This is a genomic window from Gluconobacter sphaericus, from assembly GCF_016757795.1.
GTDB classification, from domain to species: Bacteria; Pseudomonadota; Alphaproteobacteria; order Acetobacterales; family Acetobacteraceae; genus Gluconobacter; species Gluconobacter sphaericus.
Genome location: NZ_CP068419.1, coordinates 2,740,120 through 2,756,239, shown reverse-complemented (window position 1 = coordinate 2,756,239; position 16,120 = coordinate 2,740,120). Strand labels below are relative to the sequence as shown.

General features: G+C 59.7%; 17 protein-coding genes. 3 read left to right on the top strand and 14 right to left on the bottom strand.

Annotation, left to right across the window (positions count from 1 at the left end; translation table 11 throughout):
• Positions 1-50 precede the first annotated feature (50 nt).
• The 7 genes from IGS75_RS13000 to purB form a co-directional block, all read right to left on the bottom strand.
• On the bottom strand, positions 51-281 hold the full coding sequence (locus IGS75_RS13000; RefSeq protein ID WP_062032111.1) for a BolA/IbaG family iron-sulfur metabolism protein: 231 nt from the start codon (positions 279-281) through the stop codon (positions 51-53).
• 5 nt (positions 282-286) lie between these two features.
• The gene (gene purL / locus IGS75_RS12995) at positions 287-2,491 is read right to left on the bottom strand and encodes a phosphoribosylformylglycinamidine synthase subunit PurL (protein WP_202257117.1); all 2,205 of its coding nucleotides are present in this window, start codon (positions 2,489-2,491) and stop codon (positions 287-289) included.
• Entirely contained in the window at positions 2,488-3,189 is a 702-nt protein-coding gene (gene purQ, locus IGS75_RS12990; RefSeq protein WP_141352226.1) for a phosphoribosylformylglycinamidine synthase subunit PurQ, read from the bottom strand. Before purQ ends, purL begins: the two co-directional genes overlap by 4 nt.
• Positions 3,186-3,593 (bottom strand): Rap1a/Tai family immunity protein, encoded by a 408-nt coding sequence (locus IGS75_RS12985; RefSeq protein ID WP_141352228.1) that lies wholly within the window; start codon positions 3,591-3,593, stop codon positions 3,186-3,188. The genes purQ and IGS75_RS12985 overlap by 4 nt, the downstream gene beginning before the upstream one ends.
• Entirely contained in the window at positions 3,590-3,832 is a 243-nt protein-coding gene (gene purS, locus IGS75_RS12980) for a phosphoribosylformylglycinamidine synthase subunit PurS (RefSeq protein ID WP_141352230.1), read from the bottom strand. The genes IGS75_RS12985 and purS overlap by 4 nt, the downstream gene beginning before the upstream one ends.
• Positions 3,829-4,593, bottom strand: coding sequence for a phosphoribosylaminoimidazolesuccinocarboxamide synthase (gene purC, locus IGS75_RS12975; RefSeq protein ID WP_141352232.1), 765 nt, complete (start codon positions 4,591-4,593; stop codon positions 3,829-3,831). Before purC ends, purS begins: the two co-directional genes overlap by 4 nt.
• A gap of 145 nt (positions 4,594-4,738) precedes the next feature.
• Positions 4,739-6,070: an adenylosuccinate lyase gene (purB, locus tag IGS75_RS12970; RefSeq protein WP_202257115.1), complete on the bottom strand. Its 1,332-nt coding sequence runs from the start codon at positions 6,068-6,070 to the stop codon at positions 4,739-4,741.
• Between the two features lie 91 nt (positions 6,071-6,161).
• Here purB and IGS75_RS12965 point away from each other — a divergent pair, with 91 nt between their 5' ends.
• Genes IGS75_RS12965 through IGS75_RS12955 form a run of 3 tightly spaced genes read left to right on the top strand, consistent with a single transcriptional unit; the run spans position 6,162 to position 9,100 of the window.
• Entirely contained in the window at positions 6,162-6,764 is a 603-nt protein-coding gene (locus IGS75_RS12965) for a YjbE family putative metal transport protein (RefSeq protein ID WP_202257113.1), read from the top strand.
• A complete protein-coding gene (locus tag IGS75_RS12960) occupies positions 6,748-8,625 on the top strand; it encodes a lytic transglycosylase domain-containing protein (protein WP_202257111.1) in 1,878 nt (625 codons plus the stop codon). Before IGS75_RS12965 ends, IGS75_RS12960 begins: the two co-directional genes overlap by 17 nt.
• Positions 8,615-9,100 (top strand): CinA family protein, encoded by a 486-nt coding sequence (locus tag IGS75_RS12955; protein ID WP_202257105.1) that lies wholly within the window; start codon positions 8,615-8,617, stop codon positions 9,098-9,100. Before IGS75_RS12960 ends, IGS75_RS12955 begins: the two co-directional genes overlap by 11 nt.
• Before the next feature lie 77 nt (positions 9,101-9,177).
• Here the strand turns inward: IGS75_RS12955 and IGS75_RS12950 are convergent, their stop codons facing one another.
• From IGS75_RS12950 to pdhA, 7 genes are all read right to left on the bottom strand, one after another.
• Positions 9,178-9,459 (bottom strand): hypothetical protein, encoded by a 282-nt coding sequence (locus IGS75_RS12950; RefSeq protein WP_141352240.1) that lies wholly within the window; start codon positions 9,457-9,459, stop codon positions 9,178-9,180.
• An 86-nt stretch (positions 9,460-9,545) separates the two neighbouring features.
• A complete protein-coding gene (locus IGS75_RS12945; protein ID WP_141352242.1) occupies positions 9,546-10,025 on the bottom strand; it encodes a type II toxin-antitoxin system RatA family toxin in 480 nt (159 codons plus the stop codon).
• Positions 10,025-10,993 carry a lipoyl synthase gene (lipA, locus tag IGS75_RS12940; RefSeq protein WP_141352244.1) on the bottom strand — a complete coding sequence of 323 codons (969 nt, stop codon included), beginning with the start codon at positions 10,991-10,993 and terminating at the stop codon, positions 10,025-10,027. The genes IGS75_RS12945 and lipA overlap by 1 nt, the downstream gene beginning before the upstream one ends.
• A gap of 5 nt (positions 10,994-10,998) precedes the next feature.
• Positions 10,999-12,405, bottom strand: coding sequence for a dihydrolipoyl dehydrogenase (gene lpdA, locus IGS75_RS12935; RefSeq protein WP_141352246.1), 1,407 nt, complete (start codon positions 12,403-12,405; stop codon positions 10,999-11,001).
• 3 nt (positions 12,406-12,408) lie between these two features.
• Positions 12,409-13,638: a pyruvate dehydrogenase complex dihydrolipoamide acetyltransferase gene (locus IGS75_RS12930; RefSeq protein WP_202257103.1), complete on the bottom strand. Its 1,230-nt coding sequence runs from the start codon at positions 13,636-13,638 to the stop codon at positions 12,409-12,411.
• Positions 13,639-13,643: 5 nt separating this feature from the next.
• Positions 13,644-15,011, bottom strand: coding sequence for a pyruvate dehydrogenase complex E1 component subunit beta (locus IGS75_RS12925; protein WP_202257101.1), 1,368 nt, complete (start codon positions 15,009-15,011; stop codon positions 13,644-13,646).
• 3 nt (positions 15,012-15,014) lie between these two features.
• On the bottom strand, positions 15,015-16,019 hold the full coding sequence (pdhA, locus tag IGS75_RS12920; RefSeq protein ID WP_141352252.1) for a pyruvate dehydrogenase (acetyl-transferring) E1 component subunit alpha: 1,005 nt from the start codon (positions 16,017-16,019) through the stop codon (positions 15,015-15,017).
• Between the last annotated feature and the right edge of the window lie 101 nt (positions 16,020-16,120).

Sequence of the window (16,120 nt, the reverse complement as noted above, 5' to 3'; positions counted from 1 at the left end):
CCGCTCCTGCTGTCAGTGCTCGTCTGGAAAAAAGACGTCAGCCCCGGCTCTTAAGGGGTGAGCGTCTTGAGGGCCATCGCATGCAGTTCGGTGCCCATGCGGGTTCCGAACGCATCATAAACCAGTTTGTGCTGGCGTACACGCGAAAGCCCGCGGAAGGCTTCGCTTGTGACTTGGCAGGCGTAATGATCCCCGTCCCCGGCGAGATCTTCGATCTCGATCCGGGCGTCAGGGATGGCGGCGAGGATCGTGCGTTCGATTTCAGAAGCTGCCATCGGCATAAAAATCAGGCTCCCTCACCCATGAACCGCGGGAAGAATGCGGCATTGATCTCATTGAGGCGTTCCGCACTGACGCTGACAGTTCCCGGAAGAACCAGATCAGTGCCACCCGAACGTCCCAGACGAATTGCTGGAACGTTGGCCTTCTCGGCTGCTGCTGCAAGGGCTGCGCCGTCGGAAGTTGCAATGACGTAGCAGCCCTGGTCTTCACCAAACCAGAACGCATGCGCCGCAACATCCGTCGGAGCGGCTTCAAGCGTGCAGCCAACGCCGCTTGCCATGACCATTTCCGCCACCGTCACCAGCAATCCGCCATCGGCAATGTCGTGACAGGCCGCAACTGCGCCCGCGCCTATCTGGCTGCGCACGAAATCACCATTGCGACGCTCGACTGCAAGATCGACCACTGGCGGTGCGCCATCTTCACGCTGGCAGATCTCGCGCAGCCACAGGGACTGCCCGAGTTCGCCGCGAATGGAGCCGACCAGCACCAGATCATGGGCATCTGGCATCGAAAGCCCGATGGACTTGGACGCATCCGCCAGCACGCCAAGCGCACCGATCGCGGGTGTCGGCAGAATCGCCTGAGCCTCGCCGGACGGGGAGCGCGTCTCGTTATAGAGCGAGACGTTGCCGCTCACGACCGGGAAGTCGAGTGCACGGCAAGCATCGCCCATGCCTTTGATGGCATCGGCGAACTGCGCCATGATTTCCGGCCGTTCCGGATTGCCGAAGTTCAGGTTGTCCGTCACGGCCAGCGGTGTTGCGCCCGTTGCCGTGATGTTACGCCATGCCTCGGCAACAGCCTGTGCACCACCCGTATTGGGATCAGCCTGACAGTAGCGCGGCGTGCAGTCCGTTGTCAGGGCAAGACCCAGACGCGTACCTTCGACACGCACGACAGCCGCATCGGCCGCACCCGGACGACGCGCCGTGTTGCCACCAACCGAGCCGTCATACTGGTTCCAGACCCAGGCGCGGGATGCCAGATCGGGACAACCGATCAGCGTCAGAAGCGCCTTTTCGATCCCTTCCGGGTCTGCCGGAGTCTCGATCCGTGCTGGTGTCGTCAGAGGCACGGTCGGGCGGTTATAGACCGGAGCTTCATCTGCCAGCGGGGCCAGCGGAATATCGGCTTCGATCTCGCCATTATGACGGATCGTGATGCGGCCCGTATCGGTCAACACACCGATGATGGCGAAATCCAGTTCCCACTTGGCAAAGATCGCACGGGCAACTTCGGTCCGTTCGGGCTTGAGAACCATGAGCATCCGCTCTTGGCTCTCGGACAACATCATCTCGTAAGCCGACATGTTCGGCTCGCGCTGCGGAACTGCGTCAAGGTTCAGCTCGATGCCAACGCCGCCCTTGCCCGCCATTTCAACGGCGGAAGATGTCAGACCGGCTGCACCCATGTCCTGAATGGCGACGATCGCATCGGTCGCCATCAGTTCAAGGCAGGCCTCGATCAGCAGCTTCTCGATGAACGGATCGCCAACCTGAACGGTCGGGCGCTTGGACGCTGCTTCCTCGTCGAACTCCGCCGAGGACATGGTCGCGCCATGAATACCGTCACGGCCCGTCTTGGAGCCGACGTACACGACCGGATTGCCTACGCCAGCCGCAGCCGACAGGAAGATCTTGTCCTGCTTGGCCACACCTACCGTCATGGCATTGACGAGCGGATTGCCGTCATACGCCTTGTGGAAGTTGACCTCGCCACCCACGGTCGGAACACCGACGCAGTTGCCGTAACCACCAACACCACGCACGACGCCATCGACGATGCGGCGCGTTCCTGCATGTTTTGGATCGCCGAAGCGCAGGGCGTTGAGGTTCGCAATTGGACGCGCGCCCATCGTGAACACGTCGCGCAGAATGCCGCCGACGCCCGTCGCCGCGCCCTGATAGGGCTCGATGAAAGACGGGTGGTTGTGGCTCTCCATCTTGAAGACGGCGGCCAGACCCTCGCCGATATCTACGACGCCTGCGTTCTCGCCCGGCCCATGGATGACCCACGGAGCCTTGGTGGGCAGCGTCTTGAGATGGATGCGGGACGATTTGTAGGAGCAGTGTTCGGACCACATGACGGAGAAAATTCCAAGCTCCGTAAAGCTCGGCGTCCGTCCCATGATCGTGACAAGTTTGGCGTATTCCTCGCCGGTCAGTCCGAAAGACTGGGCAAGCTGGGCATCAATCGTCACACTCATCCGACAAGAGCCTCCACAAGGCCTTTGAAAAGCGGCACGCCGTCGGTTGCGCCGATTTCGGGGTCAGTCAGGTTCTCCGGGTGCGGCATCAGGCCACAGACACGGCCATTTTCGCTCAGGATCCCGGCGATGGAGCGCGTGCTCCCGTTGGGGTTGGTGGCGCGGTCATCGTCCGAAACCACTCCATCCGCACCGCAGTAGCGGAACGCCACGCGGCCCTCGCCTTCAAGACGCTTCAGCGTCTCGGGCGAAGCCGTGTAGTTGCCGTCACCATGTGCGAGCGGCGCGCGGAACACATCCCCGCGCGTCCAGCCCTGCGTATAGGGCGACGACGCGTTCTCAACCTTCAGATGGCAATCCTGCGACAGGAAACGCAGGCCTGCATTGCGCAGCAGTGCGCCCGGCAGAAGATGGGATTCCGTCAGGATCTGAAAGCCATTGCAGACGCCCAGAACGTGACCGCCTTTGCCCGCGAACGCCTTGACGTCGCGCAAGATCGGCGAATGTGCGGCCATGGCACCGCTGCGCAGGTAATCCCCGAAGCTGAAACCGCCCGGCAGCACGACGAGATCCAGATCACCCAGCGAGGTCTCTCGGTGCCAGATTAGACGCGGTGTCTGCCCCGTGACCAGCTTCAGGGCATGAACCATGTCGCGCTCCCGGTTCGTGCCGGGAAATACGACGATACCTGCTTTCATTTCTGGTCCTCCGCCGGAGCGGAAGCTGCATGGCACGGATAAGTGTCATGCAGGGCGCGATAGACCGCTTTACCGGCAGGCTCCGCCAGCGCGTCGTTATGGGCATGCAGCCAGGCGACGACCAGACCGCGAACCTGCGGTGCAGTCTGCTGGGCGGGTACGCAGAATGCGACCGGAGCGGACTCGTCATGGGCAAAACTGTCATATTTCTTGGCCCAGGCTTCACCATCCATCAGGCCAGAAAGATAGGCGTCGCACATCCCGATGGAGGACTTGCTGGAGCACATCTGGCCCAGAGCCTTACCCGAAACCTTGGACACGCGCTGCGCGTGGGCCGGGACAGTGACAAGAGCGGGAGCGGCCGCGATGCCAGCCAGCAGAAAGATCGCGGAAAGACGGGTCATTCTGCCACCTCGACACTGAAATCTTCGATGACTTCGTTAGCCAGAAGCGCACGCGCCATGGCCTCGCCCTGTGCCAGCGCATCGGCGGCATTGTCGGTCGGAACCTCAAGCTCGACGACGCGGTTGACGCGAACTTCGCCGAGCCCCTTGAAGCCAAGGGTTTCCAGAGCATGGCCCACGGCCTTGCCCTGCGGGTCGAGAACGCCGTCTTTCAGGGAAACAAAAACGCGAATTTTCACTGAACTGCCTCCGGACCCTTGAGGTCACCATTCCCGGCCTCGGGCAGGATCCCGAGACGCTTTGCCACTTCCTGATACGCTTCCTCGACGCGACCCATGTCACGGCGGAAGCGATCCTTGTCCATTTTTTCGTTCGTCTTGGAATCCCACAGACGACAGTTATCCGGTGAAATCTCGTCTGCCAGAAGAATACGCATCTCCTCGCCTTCCCAGATCCGTCCGAATTCCAGTTTGAAATCCACCAGCGTGATACCCACGGCCGTGAACATGCCCATCAGGAAATCATTTGTCCTGAGCGCAAGCTGGTTCATGTCGTCCATGTCCTGCGGTGCGGCCCAGTTGAACGCTGCGATATGCTCTTCCGACACCATCGGGTCATTGAGCGCGTCGTTCTTGTAGTAATATTCGATGATCGTGCGCGGCAGGCGCGTCCCCTCGGGGATGCCAAGCCGCTTGGCCAGCGAGCCCGCCGCCACATTGCGTACCACAACTTCAAGCGGAATGATCTCCACTTCGCGGATGAGCTGCTCGCGCATGTTCAGCCGACGGATGAAGTGGGTTGGAATGTTGATCTCGTGAAGCTTGAGCATCAGGTATTCGCTGATGCGGTTGTTCAGGACACCCTTGCCGGTGATGATGCCGCTCTTCGCGCCGTTTCCGGCGGTGGCGTCATCCTTAAAGTACTGAACGAGTGTGCCGGGTTCTGGGCCTTCAAAAAGAACCTTGGCTTTGCCCTCATAGAGCTGGCGGCGGCGAGCCATGAGCAATCCTTAGCGTTGCGCCGTCCTGACAGAAGATGCGGACGGCTGGAGCAGCGACGAATTGTGGTTCCATAGCATTGCGGAACCGGAACTGCGAGTGTGCGGAACGCAGGAAATCGCAGGAAGTCTGCGTTCCGCATACCTCTCAGTCGAAGATACGGGCGAAGATGCGATCCACGGCACGAAGATGCTGTGCCGGGTCGAATGCCTGATCGAGAATCTCCTTGCTGACCCGACCGGCGACTTCCGGATCGGCTTCAAGGTTTTCACGGAAGGTCTTGAAGCACGGTTTGTTCAGCTTGGTCCATGTTTCCATGGCGTTGCGCTGTACGATCCGATAGGCGTCCTCGCGGGAAATTCCGGCGCGCGCCAGCGTGAGCAGCACCTCACCGGAATGGACGACGCCGCCGAGGCTTTCCATGTTCGCGATCATCTGTTCGGGATAGACGACCAGCTTTTCCATCATCCCGGCCAGACGCATCAGAGCAAAATCCAGGCCGATCGTCGCATCGGGGCAGATGTTGCGCTCGACGGCGGAGTGGCTGATGTCCCGCTCGTGCCACAATGCGACGTTTTCCAGAGCCGGCACGACATGCGAGCGGATCAGGCGCGCCAGGCCGGTCAGGTTCTCCGACAGGACAGGGTTGCGCTTGTGCGGCATTGCCGAACTGCCCTTCTGTCCCTTGTGGAAGAACTCTTCAGCTTCCCGAACTTCCGAACGCTGCAGATGACGGACCTCAACGGCCAGACGCTCAATGCCACTGGCAATCACGCCGAGGGTGCAGAAGAACGCGGCATGGCGGTCACGAGGAATGACCTGCGTGGACACGCTCTCGACAGCCAGACCCAGCTTGTCAGCGACGTATTCTTCGATTTCCGGGTCGATATGGGCATAGGTGCCGACAGCACCGGAAATCGCGCAGACCGCAATTTCCTTGCGGGCCTGAAGAAGGCGCTCGCGGTTGCGGGCGAATTCGGCGTAGTGTCCAGCAATTTTCAGGCCAAAGCTGGTCGGCTCGGCATGGATCGCGTGGCTGCGGCCGATCGTAACCGTGTTGCGGTGCTCGTAGGCGCGGGCCTTCAGGGCAGCGAGAACGCGGTCCAGATCTTCCAGCAGAAGATCGGCGGCCTGCGTCATCTGGACGGACAGGCAGGTATCCAGCACATCCGAAGACGTCATGCCCAGATGGACGAAGCGGCTGTCCGGGCCGACCTTTTCTGCAAGCCAGGTCAGGAACGCAATGACGTCATGGCGCGTTTCGGCCTCGATCTCGTCAATGCGGGCCAGATCCGCGTCGGAGAACGCCGCCATGGCGACATCACCCTTTTCGCGAATGATTTTGGCTGATTCGGCGGGAATGTCACCCCGTTGTGCCATGGCTTCGCAGGCAAGGGCTTCGATCTCGAACCAGATGCGAAAACGGTTGGCGGGAGACCAGATGGCAGTCATCTGCGGACGGCTATAACGGGGTACCATGGGAACTCCGGATGCTGGGTGGGGCTTTACGGAGGCTCCTTAGACCAAATACGAAGACATTGCACGGACCCCTTTTCGGAAGAATGACACTTTGGCTCCTGACTCTCTGCTTCACGCTCTCGTAGCCCTCGGCCAGATCACCCTGATCGACATCACCCTCGCCGGTGACAATGCGGTCGTCATCGGTATGGCCGTGCGTAATCTCGAGGGTCGGCAGCGCCGTCTCGCCATTTTGTTCGGAACGGGCTTTGCGGCCATCCTGCGTGTCGGCCTGGCCCTGCTGGCGACAACGCTCCTTGCCGTGGTTGGCCTGACGCTGGCAGGTGGCTTCCTGCTTCTATGGGTCTGCTGGAAAATGTATCGTGAGCTTCGTGGCGCCGAACATCACGAGGACGTCGAAGCCGCCCCACCGCGCCTCGGACAGGCCGTCCTGAGGATCGTGGTGGCCGATCTGTCCATGAGTCTCGATAACGTTCTGGCGGTGGCTGGTGCCGCTGTCGGACATCCGTGGATTCTTGTATCGGGGCTTGTGCTCTCGGTTCTGCTGATGGGGCTCGCTGCATCGATCGTCGCCAATCTTCTAGCCCGTTATCGCTGGATCGCATGGATCGGCCTACTGGTGGTTCTGGGTGTCGCAATCGAACTCGTCATCCGGGGTGGCGGAGAGGTTTGGACGCATGTTCTTCCGAAATAGCCGAATACTCTTTACTGGGCTTATGGCGCTTTGCGCCGCGCCATCTGCCCTCGCCGTGCCTCCGTCTTCTCTCGTTCGGGAGCGGTTGGCGGAATGGCTCCTTCTCGTCGGACCGGGCGGAGCTGTTTTTCCGGCACAGCGCTACGCTGATTTTCTGGCCCAGACGCCGCAGTGGCCGCAGCGGGGCCGGATCCTCTGGCGCTACCAGAACGCCCTGGCCCAGACGAGTGATCCGCAGATTTTGAACGCTCTTTGCCCGCGCTATCCTCTCACGCTCCCGGCGGCGTTCGAGGTCTGCGCTCTTCATCTTCCTGACGCGGCATCAACGGCCCGTCGTCTCTGGTTGTCAGGCAATGCCCTGACCGTCGGCGAAGAACAGACACTATTTCAGCGGTTCGGCCAGAACTTCGCCTCCACCGATCAGTGGGTTCGTTATGAGGCGCTGGAACTGCGGGGCCAGTTCTCCGCCGCGTCTCGTCAGATCGAGCGTCTTGCCCCGGAGCAACAGCTACTGGCTCGTGCCCGGCTGGCCGAACGTCAGGGTTTGCCTGACGCTGATTCCCTGTTCGCATTGCTCCCTGCTGACCTGCAATCTGATCCTGTCTTGATCCGTTATCGCCTCAGAGCGCTGCGCCGTGGGGACAGGCTGGACGAAGCGCTATCGTTGTGGGATGCGCAGGGCGCGTCGCTCCAGAAAGCCAACCCCTCGCATGACTGGTCGTCCGAACGCCTCAGTCTTGCTCGTGCCTTTTTGCTGGCTGGCCGTCCAAAAGAGGCTGCGGATCTCGCCGACGACACCAGCATGGCGCCCGATACGACGGATCGTCAGGAAGCCGAGCTGCTTAGTGGGATCATCGCCCTGAGGGAGTTTCAGGCTCCTGCTCGTGCGGAAAACTTCTTCAGACCACTTCAGGACGCCACTTCGCTCCAGATGCAGGCCCGTGGTTATTACTGGGCAGGCCGCGCACTACAGGCCGCAGACCGGCAGCAGGATGCCGAAGCCGCCTTTCGCAAAGCCGCTTCTTATCCCACCACCTTTCCTGGGCAGCTTGCGCTCGCGGCTTTGACACACGATGAAAATATTCTGGTTTCCGGAAAGTCCTCAGAGGCTTTTGACGGCGCCCTGCTGCAGGCGCTCCAGACCCTTCCCCCCCTTACTGCCGGAACCCTCATCCATACGGACCTGCTCGAAGCTGCAACGGATCTCGTGCAGGCAGGCGATTCCGATCATGCACGCGAGTTTCTCATGATGCTGAGTGTGCTCAATCCTTCGTCCAAGGGACAGAAAGCCGTTGCGGATGCTGCGTCCCGGCTTGATCTAGCCGCGCCGGAAGTCTTTGCATCGTATGCCTTGGCCCGCAAAGGGATTGCTCTTTACCCACAGGGCTTTCCCGATTCCTATCCGTCAAATTCGACTGTCCCTGACGGGCTGATTCCCGCCATTATTCGGCAGGAAAGCGGCTTTGACCCCGACGCTATAAGTAGCGCTCATGCGGTCGGCCTGTTGCAGCTTCTTCCCGCCGCAGCGAAGGACGTAGTACGTAAGGGGCATCTTGGTCACGTTAATGTCTCCCCCGCAGCCCTGACCGATCCCCAGACGAATCTCCGGATCGGCACGGCCTATGTTTCACAGCTTCTGGAGCGTTTCGGGAATGTGATTCCCTATGCTCTGGCGGCCTATAATGCCGGCCCGCACCGCGTTGATCTCTGGCTGAGGGCAGATCCTCCCGCCGAACCGCTCTCCGAAGATGGTGTTCTGGATTGGATCGAACGCCTGCCCTATCGCGAGACACGCCTCTATGTCGAAAATATCGAGGCCAGCATGATGATCTATCATGTCAGGAATACCCATGCCGGATAACGAACTCCGCACGTTTGCCGAACAGGTGCTTGAGCATCTCCGCAGAACCGGCCGCAGGCTGGTTACGGTGGAAAGCTGTACAGGCGGTCTGATTGCTGCTGCGCTTAGTGATATTCCTGGATCGTCAGACATGCTGGAGGGCGGCTTTGTTACCTATTCCAATGCCCTAAAAATGAGTGCTGTCAGTGTTTCCGAAGCCATTCTGGTGCAATACGGCGCCGTTAGCATCCAGACCGCCGAGGCGATGGCTAACGGTGGTCTTCTGAATGCCAAGAATGCGGACGTTGCCATCTCCGTGACAGGGATCGCCGGACCGGGTGGTGGTAGCGCACTCAAAGCGGTCGGAACCGTCTGCTTCGGGCTGGCCGTCCGAACGGGATTAACCACAAGCGTACAACGTCATTTTACAGGGGACCGCGCTGCCATCCGCGCCCAGTCCGTACACCATGCCCTGCAGATGGTTCTGGATGCCTGACACAAAAAAGCGGCTCCCGAATGAACGGAAGCCGCTTTCGCCTGACATTGCAGCGGACCTAAGGTCCGCCTGGAGCCTCAGTTGCCCTGCGTCGGAGCCGGAAGCGTGGAAGCTGTTGCCGGAGCCTGAAGACTCGGAGCCGTCGGAATTGCGGCGGTTGGTGCCGTCGCTGCAACCGGCGTCTGTGCCTGCTGCAGCGAACGGGCGTTGAGGGCATCTGTTGCGGACTCGCTGTCAATCTTCTGCGCCTGCGCAGCTTTGCCGTGGTGCTTGCTGTGATGGTGATGCTCGGCCATTGCGGGAGAAGCCACAGCGACCAGAGCGATGAGGGTAAATGCGCCAAAAGAAATCTTTTTCATTACGTAATCCTTTCCATATTACCATGACCGTGCTCGAGAGCAGTAACGACTCACGCATCAGATGGTTCTGGAAATACTATGAAATTTTATGTCCTTTGGGAAAGTCCGGGTGCTGGCGGGACCGCTTTCGTCGCTTGTGTGCCGTAAATGTCCCGTGCACGCTTGATGAAGGCAGAGACCATCAGGCGCACGCCCTCATTGAATACGACGCCCATCGCATTCTGTAGAAGACGCGAACGGAATTCAAAATCCACGAAGAAATCGACCAGACAGCCCCGTGGATCCGGCGTGAACGTCCAGACATTGTTCAGGTAGCGGAAAGGCCCCTTCTCGTAGCGCACCCGGATACGTGACGACCGCTCCAGTGTCACGCGGCTGGTGAAGGTTTCGCGGAACGGGCCGAACCCGATCGTCAGATCCGCAACAAGTTCCTGTTCCGTCTGGGTTCGGATGCTTGCCTTCACACACCAAGGAAGGAACTGCGGATATTTCTCCACATCTGCCACAAGATCGAAAAGCTGATCTGGCGTGTAAGCGATCAACCGTTGCTCGGCATGTGTCGGCATCAGAGACTTTCTTTCAGACGGCTGTTCCGCGCAGCCTGAAGCTTCGCGAAATCACTATCCGCATGGTAGGAGGACCGGGTCAGTGGACTGGCGCTGACCTGAAGAAATCCTTTTGAACGGGCAGCAGCAGCATAGCCGTCAAACTCGTCGGGGGTAACAAACTTTTCCACCGCCGCGTGTTTCGCGGACGGCTGGAGATATTGTCCAAGCGTCAGGAAATCGACGTCCGCAATTCGGAAATCATCCATCACCTGGGCTACTTCCATCCGTTCTTCGCCAAGCCCAAGCATCAGGCCGGACTTGGTAAAAATGGAAGGATCGAGTTTCTTTACTCCGTCCAGGATGCGGACTGACTGATAGTAACGAGCGCCGGGTCTGATGGTGGGGTAAAGGCGCGGCACGGTCTCGATATTGTGATTGAAAACGTCCGGTCGAGCCGCGACCACGACCTCCAGGGCGCCATCCTTGCGCAGAAAATCAGGCGTCAAAATCTCGATCGTGGTCTGTGGAGAAGCCTCACGGATTGCATGGATGACCCGTGCGAAATGCGTCGCTCCCCCATCTTCCAGATCGTCACGGTCTACCGAAGTGATGACGACATGCTTGAGTCCAAGCTTCGCCACCGCTTCCCCGACCCGCCGTGGCTCGTCCTCATCGAGATGCTTAGGCATCCCGGTCGTGACGTTGCAAAACGCACAGGCCCGGGTGCAGATCTCGCCCATGATCATCATCGTGGCATGACGCTGAGACCAGCATTCCCCGATATTGGGGCAGGCCGCCTCCTCGCAGACCGTCACGAGGCCCGCATCCCGCATGAGCGCGCGGGTCTCGTGATACACGGGATGGTTCGGAGCCTTGACCCGGATCCAGGACGGCTTGCGTTGGATAGGGTTGTCAGGCCGGTGCGCCTTTTCCGGATGACGGAGGGCAGGCGCCGAACGGTGATCGATGGTGATACGCTGGGACATGATACTCAGATATGCAGCGGGCCGTCGAAGGCCGCCAGAGTTGCCTCGTGCATAGTTTCGGAAATGGTCGGATGCGGGAAAACCGTCTCGACCAATTCCGCTTCCGTCAGTTCACCTGTGCGGGTGATGACGTAGCCTTGAATCATTTCCGTGACTTCGGAACCAATCATGTGCGCGCCAAGAAGCTCGCCGGTCGTGGCATCGAACACGGTCTTGACCATACCGTCTGTCTCGCCCATCGCAACAGCCTTACCATTGGCGATAAACGGGAAGCGCCCGACCTTGACCTTGTGGCCGGCAGCAATGGCCTTCTCTTCGCTGAGCCCGACAGAGGCGATCTGCGGACGCGAATAGGTACAACCGGGGATATTCAAGGGATGGAGCGGTTGCGGCGAACGGCCTGCAATCTTCTCCACGCACAGAATGCCCTCATGGCTCGCCTTGTGGGCCAGCCATGGAGCCCCCGCGACGTCGCCGATCGCATAGATGCCTGGTTCGCCGGTGCGGCAGAAACCGTCCGTCACGATGTGGGTCCGTTCGACCTGCACTTTAGTGCCTTCGAGTCCTAGATCCTCGACATTACCGACGATGCCGACGGCGCAGATCACGCGATCGACCGTAAGCTCGACCTTACCCGCCGGACTTTCGATCGTCGTGGAGACTTCGTTTTCACCTTTGTTCAGCGGTCCTACTTTCGCGCTGGTGATGATCTGCACCCCCTGTTTCTCGAAGGCCTTGCGAGCAGCGGCGCTGATTTCCGGATCTTCGGCAATCAGGATCCGGTCCGCCACTTCGGCAATCGTGACCTCACTGCCCATGTTCCGGTAGAAGGACGCGAACTCGATGCCGATGGCACCTGAGCCGATGACGAGGAGGCGTTTGGGCAGTTCCTTCGGTGTCATAGCCTCGCGTGCGCCCCAGATCAGGGTGCCGTCTGTTTCAAGCCCCGGAAGCTGACGACCGCGCGCACCCGTTGCAAGGATGACATGCGGCGCCTTGATGGTCGCAACCGCAGCACCATCCTTGGTGATGGCGACCTGATGCGCCTCGCCCGAACGACCGGACAGTTTTGCATGACCGTCAAACGTCGTGACTTTGGCCTTCTTCAGCAGATGCGCAATGCCAGCACCCATCCGGCGTGCGATGCTGCGCGAACGCCCAACGATTTTGGACAGATCAAACGAGATATTGTCGGCGGAAAGCCCGAACGTCCCCAGTTCGTGAAGTAGGTGGTGAATTTCCGAAGACCGCAGAAGCGCCTTGGTCGGAATGCAGCCCCAGTTGAGGCACACTCCGCCGAAATGCGTGCTTTCCACAAGCGCCACGCTCATGCCGAGCTGGCTGGCGCGAAGTGCCGCCACATAGCCGCCGGGGCCGCCGCCAACAACAATCAGATCGAATGTATCGGACATGGTTCAGACCACCAGAATGTAAGGGTTCTGCACGATATCGCGCAGTGCATTAAGCCATTCGGCACCAAGCGCGCCATCGACGGCGCGGTGATCGACCGAAAGCGTCGCCGTCATCACGGTTGCAACAGCAATTTCTGATCCACGCACCACGGCCCGCTTTTCACCGGATGCAATTGCCAGAATACCGGCCTGAGGCGGATTAATGATCGCTGCGAATTCGCGCACGCCGAACATGCCCATGTTGGAAATGGAGAACGTCCCGCCCTGGAATTCCTCCGGCTTGAGTTTTCCAGAACGGGCACGCTTGGCCAGATCTTTGGCCTCGACGCTGATCTGGCGCAGGGACTTGTGATCAGCGTTGCGGATGATCGGCGTGATCAGGCCGTCTGGCACCGACACGGCCATCGAGATGTCCACATTTTCGAAATGCAGCGTCTCGACATCCGTGAACTGCACGTTCACACCCGGTACTTTCTTCAGCGCCAGCGCAACGGCCTTGATCATCATGTCGTTGACGGAAATCTTGAAGCTGTTTTCTTGCGCAGTGGCATTCAGCTTCGATCGCAATTCCAGCAGTGCATCCAACTCGATATCGACCGAGACATAGAAATGCGGAACCTGCGTCTTGGACGCCGTCAGACGCCGCGCAATGACTTTACGCATCGTGGAATTCGGAACGCGACGCACCGTATCTTCCAAAGCAGCAAGAAGAGTTGCTGCCGGAACTACTTTCGGCTCAGTCTTTGGAGCCGTCACGCCCTTTTCTACATCTCGCTTGAGAATACGGCCATTCGGGCCGCTTCCCGTCAGCTCATCGAGGGCAATGCCTCGCTCACGCGCCATGCGGCGCGCCAGCGGAGAGACGAAAATCCGCTCACCCTTCTCTTCTGCCGAAGCTTTCGCAGGCGCGGCTCTCATCGTTGCCGCTGAGGCGACCTCAGCTTTCGGGGTCACTGGCGCCTGCATGGAAGAGGCGTTCGGCACAGCTTCGCCCTCTTCCACAAGAACTGCGATCGGCGTGTTGACGGGAATGCCCTCGACACCTTCCTTGATCAGGATGCGCCCAAGAATGCCCTCGTCCACGGCTTCCACTTCCATGGTCGCCTTGTCGGTTTCGATTTCGGCAATCACGTCGCCAGCGGAAACGGTATCGCCCTCGGCTTTGAGCCAGCGGGCCAGTTTGCCTTCGGTCATAGTCGGCGACAGCGCCGGCATCAGAATATCGGTAGCCATCGTTGTCAGTCCCGCAGCTGCTTGCGAACGGCGTCCACAACCCATTCAGGTTTGGGAAGCGCCAGTTTTTCGAGATTGGCCGCATACGGCATTGGCAGGTCGAGCCCGCAGACACGCGCTGGCGGAGCATCGAGCCAGTCAAAAGCCTGCTCGACGGCCACGGTGCAGATTTCCGCCCCGATGCCTGCCACCGGCCAGCCTTCTTCGATGGACACAATCCGGTTTGTCTTTTTCACGCTGCGCACGATCGTCTCGGTATCCAGAGGACGGATCGAGCGCAGGTTGATGACTTCGGCCGAAATGCCTTCTTCTGCCAGAATGGCTGCGGCTTCCAGCGCTACGCCGACCATGATGGAGAAGGCCACGAGCGTTACGTCCGTTCCTTCCCGTTCGATCTTCGCGCGACCGATCGGCAGGATGAAGTCTTCATCCACGGGGCACGGAAACTTCTGGCCGTACAGGATCTCATTTTCCAGCACGATGACCGGGTTCGGATCGCGAATAGCGGCCCGCAGCAATCCTTTCGCATCCGCAGACGACCAGGGAGCGACCACCTTCAGGCCCGGAATATGGGCAAACCAGCTTGCGAAACACTGCGAGTGCTGTGCGCCGACACGCGCCGCTGCACCATTCGGGCCACGGAACACGATAGGGCAGCCCATCTGACCACCGGACATATACAACGTCTTGGCAGCAGAATTGATAATATGATCAACGGCTTGAAGCGAGAAGTTCATGGTCATAAACTCGACGATCGGCTTCAATCCCGTCAGCGCCGCACCAACGGCCATACCCGTGAAACCATGTTCCGTGATCGGCGTATCGATGACGCGCTTCTCGCCGAACTCATCTAGCAGGCCCTGACTGACCTTGTAAGCACCCTGATACTGCGCCACTTCCTCACCGATCAGGAACACGTCCTCATCGCGACGAAGCTCTTCCGCCATCGCATCCCGTAGGGCCTGACGGACGGTGATTTCGCTGGTCTCGCCCCAGTCCCGATCATTCTCGGCCTGTGCTACTTCCGGTGCTTCCACGATCCCCGGATCAGCCGGTGTTTCAATCGCGACAGAAGCGCCTGCAGCCGGATCAGCAGAACGGGTTACAGTGTCCGCAGCGGAAGCGTCCTCGCCTTCCGCAAGAAGCACTGCAATCGGCGTGTTAACCGCGATATTCTGTGTACCTTCGGTAACCAGCGTCTTGCTGATCACACCGTCGTCCACGGCTTCCACTTCCATGGTCGCCTTGTCAGTCTCGATCTCGGCAATCACGTCTCCGGCGGAAACGGCCTCACCTGCTGTTTTGACCCAGCGGGCAAGCGTCCCCTCGGTCATGGTCGGCGAGAGAGCCGGCATCAGAATTAGAGATGCCATGGATCAGGCCTCCACCAGAATATCAGTCCAGAGTTCGGAATGGTCCGGCTCGGGGCTCGTCTGTGCAAATTCGGCCGCGTCAGCGACGATGGCTTTCACGTCTGTCTCAATGTCCTTGAATACGCTCTCTTCGATCCCGCTGCGCAGCATCTCGGCCTTCAGGGTCTCGATCGGATCGCGCGTGCGGCGCATTTCTTCGACTTCTGCGCGCTGGCGATACTTCGCAGGATCGGACATGGAGTGCCCACGATAGCGATAGGTTTCCATTTCCAGAAGGAACGGCCCCTTGCCCGCACGGCAATATTCTATGGCCTCCTGCGCGGCTTCATGCACAGCGAAGATATCCATGCCATCTACCTTGCGGCTGGCAATGCCCCAGGGCTCGCCGTTGCGGGACAGATCCTTGGAGGCCGAAGCGCGCTCGATGGATGTGCCCATACCGTAGCGGTTGTTTTCGATCACATAGATGCAGGGCAGCTTGTGCAGTGCGGCGAGATTGAAGCTCTCATAAACCTGCCCCTGTGCAGAGGCTCCTTCGCCGAAATACACGATCGAGACTTCATCCGTACCGCGATACTTGTTCGCAAACGCCAGCCCCGTGCCGAGGGCCACCTGTGCCCCGACAATGCCATGACCGCCGTAGAACTCTTTTTCACGGGAGAACATGTGCATGGAGCCCCCCTTGCCGCGGGAATACCCACCGGACCGCCCCGTCAGTTCCGCCATAACACCGCGCGGCGTCATGCCTGCTACGAGCATCTGCCCGTGATCGCGATAGGACGTGATGGACTTGTCGCCCTGCTTCATGTTGAGGCCGATCCCAACCACAACGGCTTCCTGCCCGATATAGAGATGGCAGAAGCCGCCGATCAGGCCCATGCCGTAAAGCTGGCCAGCCTTTTCCTCAAATCGCCGAACAAGAAGCATGTCCCTGTAAGCGCGCTTCATGGTCTCCGGCGAAAGGGCCGGACCGTTGCTCCGGCCTGAAGCGGACGGTGTCTCGTCCATGACGGTCTCCTGATGAAAATGCACAAAATCCCGCATGCTTTAGCGGCAGAATCTACCAAAAGCCAGACCACGTCCCGCTTTCGCGGAACGCACCGATCTGG

Bases quoted from the DNA above. Each gene is read 5' to 3' on its own strand.
- IGS75_RS13000 (WP_062032111.1), bottom strand. From the start codon at position 281: ATGCCGATGGCAGCTTCTGAAATCGAACGCACGATCCTCGCCGCCATC.
- purL (WP_202257117.1), bottom strand. From the start codon at position 2,491: ATGAGTGTGACGATTGATGCCCAGCTTGCCCAGTCTTTCGGACTGACC.
- purQ (WP_141352226.1), bottom strand. From the start codon at position 3,189: ATGAAAGCAGGTATCGTCGTATTTCCCGGCACGAACCGGGAGCGCGAC.
- IGS75_RS12985 (WP_141352228.1), bottom strand. From the start codon at position 3,593: ATGACCCGTCTTTCCGCGATCTTTCTGCTGGCTGGCATCGCGGCCGCT.
- purC (WP_141352232.1), bottom strand. From the start codon at position 4,593: ATGGCTCGCCGCCGCCAGCTCTATGAGGGCAAAGCCAAGGTTCTTTTT.
- purB (WP_202257115.1), bottom strand. From the start codon at position 6,070: ATGGTACCCCGTTATAGCCGTCCGCAGATGACTGCCATCTGGTCTCCC.
- IGS75_RS12960 (WP_202257111.1), top strand. From the start codon at position 6,748: ATGTTCTTCCGAAATAGCCGAATACTCTTTACTGGGCTTATGGCGCTT.
- IGS75_RS12955 (WP_202257105.1), top strand. From the start codon at position 8,615: ATGCCGGATAACGAACTCCGCACGTTTGCCGAACAGGTGCTTGAGCAT.
- IGS75_RS12950 (WP_141352240.1), bottom strand. From the start codon at position 9,459: ATGAAAAAGATTTCTTTTGGCGCATTTACCCTCATCGCTCTGGTCGCT.
- IGS75_RS12945 (WP_141352242.1), bottom strand. From the start codon at position 10,025: ATGCCGACACATGCCGAGCAACGGTTGATCGCTTACACGCCAGATCAG.
- lipA (WP_141352244.1), bottom strand. From the start codon at position 10,993: ATGTCCCAGCGTATCACCATCGATCACCGTTCGGCGCCTGCCCTCCGT.
- lpdA (WP_141352246.1), bottom strand. From the start codon at position 12,405: ATGTCCGATACATTCGATCTGATTGTTGTTGGCGGCGGCCCCGGCGGC.
- IGS75_RS12930 (WP_202257103.1), bottom strand. From the start codon at position 13,638: ATGGCTACCGATATTCTGATGCCGGCGCTGTCGCCGACTATGACCGAA.
- IGS75_RS12925 (WP_202257101.1), bottom strand. From the start codon at position 15,011: ATGGCATCTCTAATTCTGATGCCGGCTCTCTCGCCGACCATGACCGAG.
- pdhA (WP_141352252.1), bottom strand. From the start codon at position 16,019: ATGGACGAGACACCGTCCGCTTCAGGCCGGAGCAACGGTCCGGCCCTT.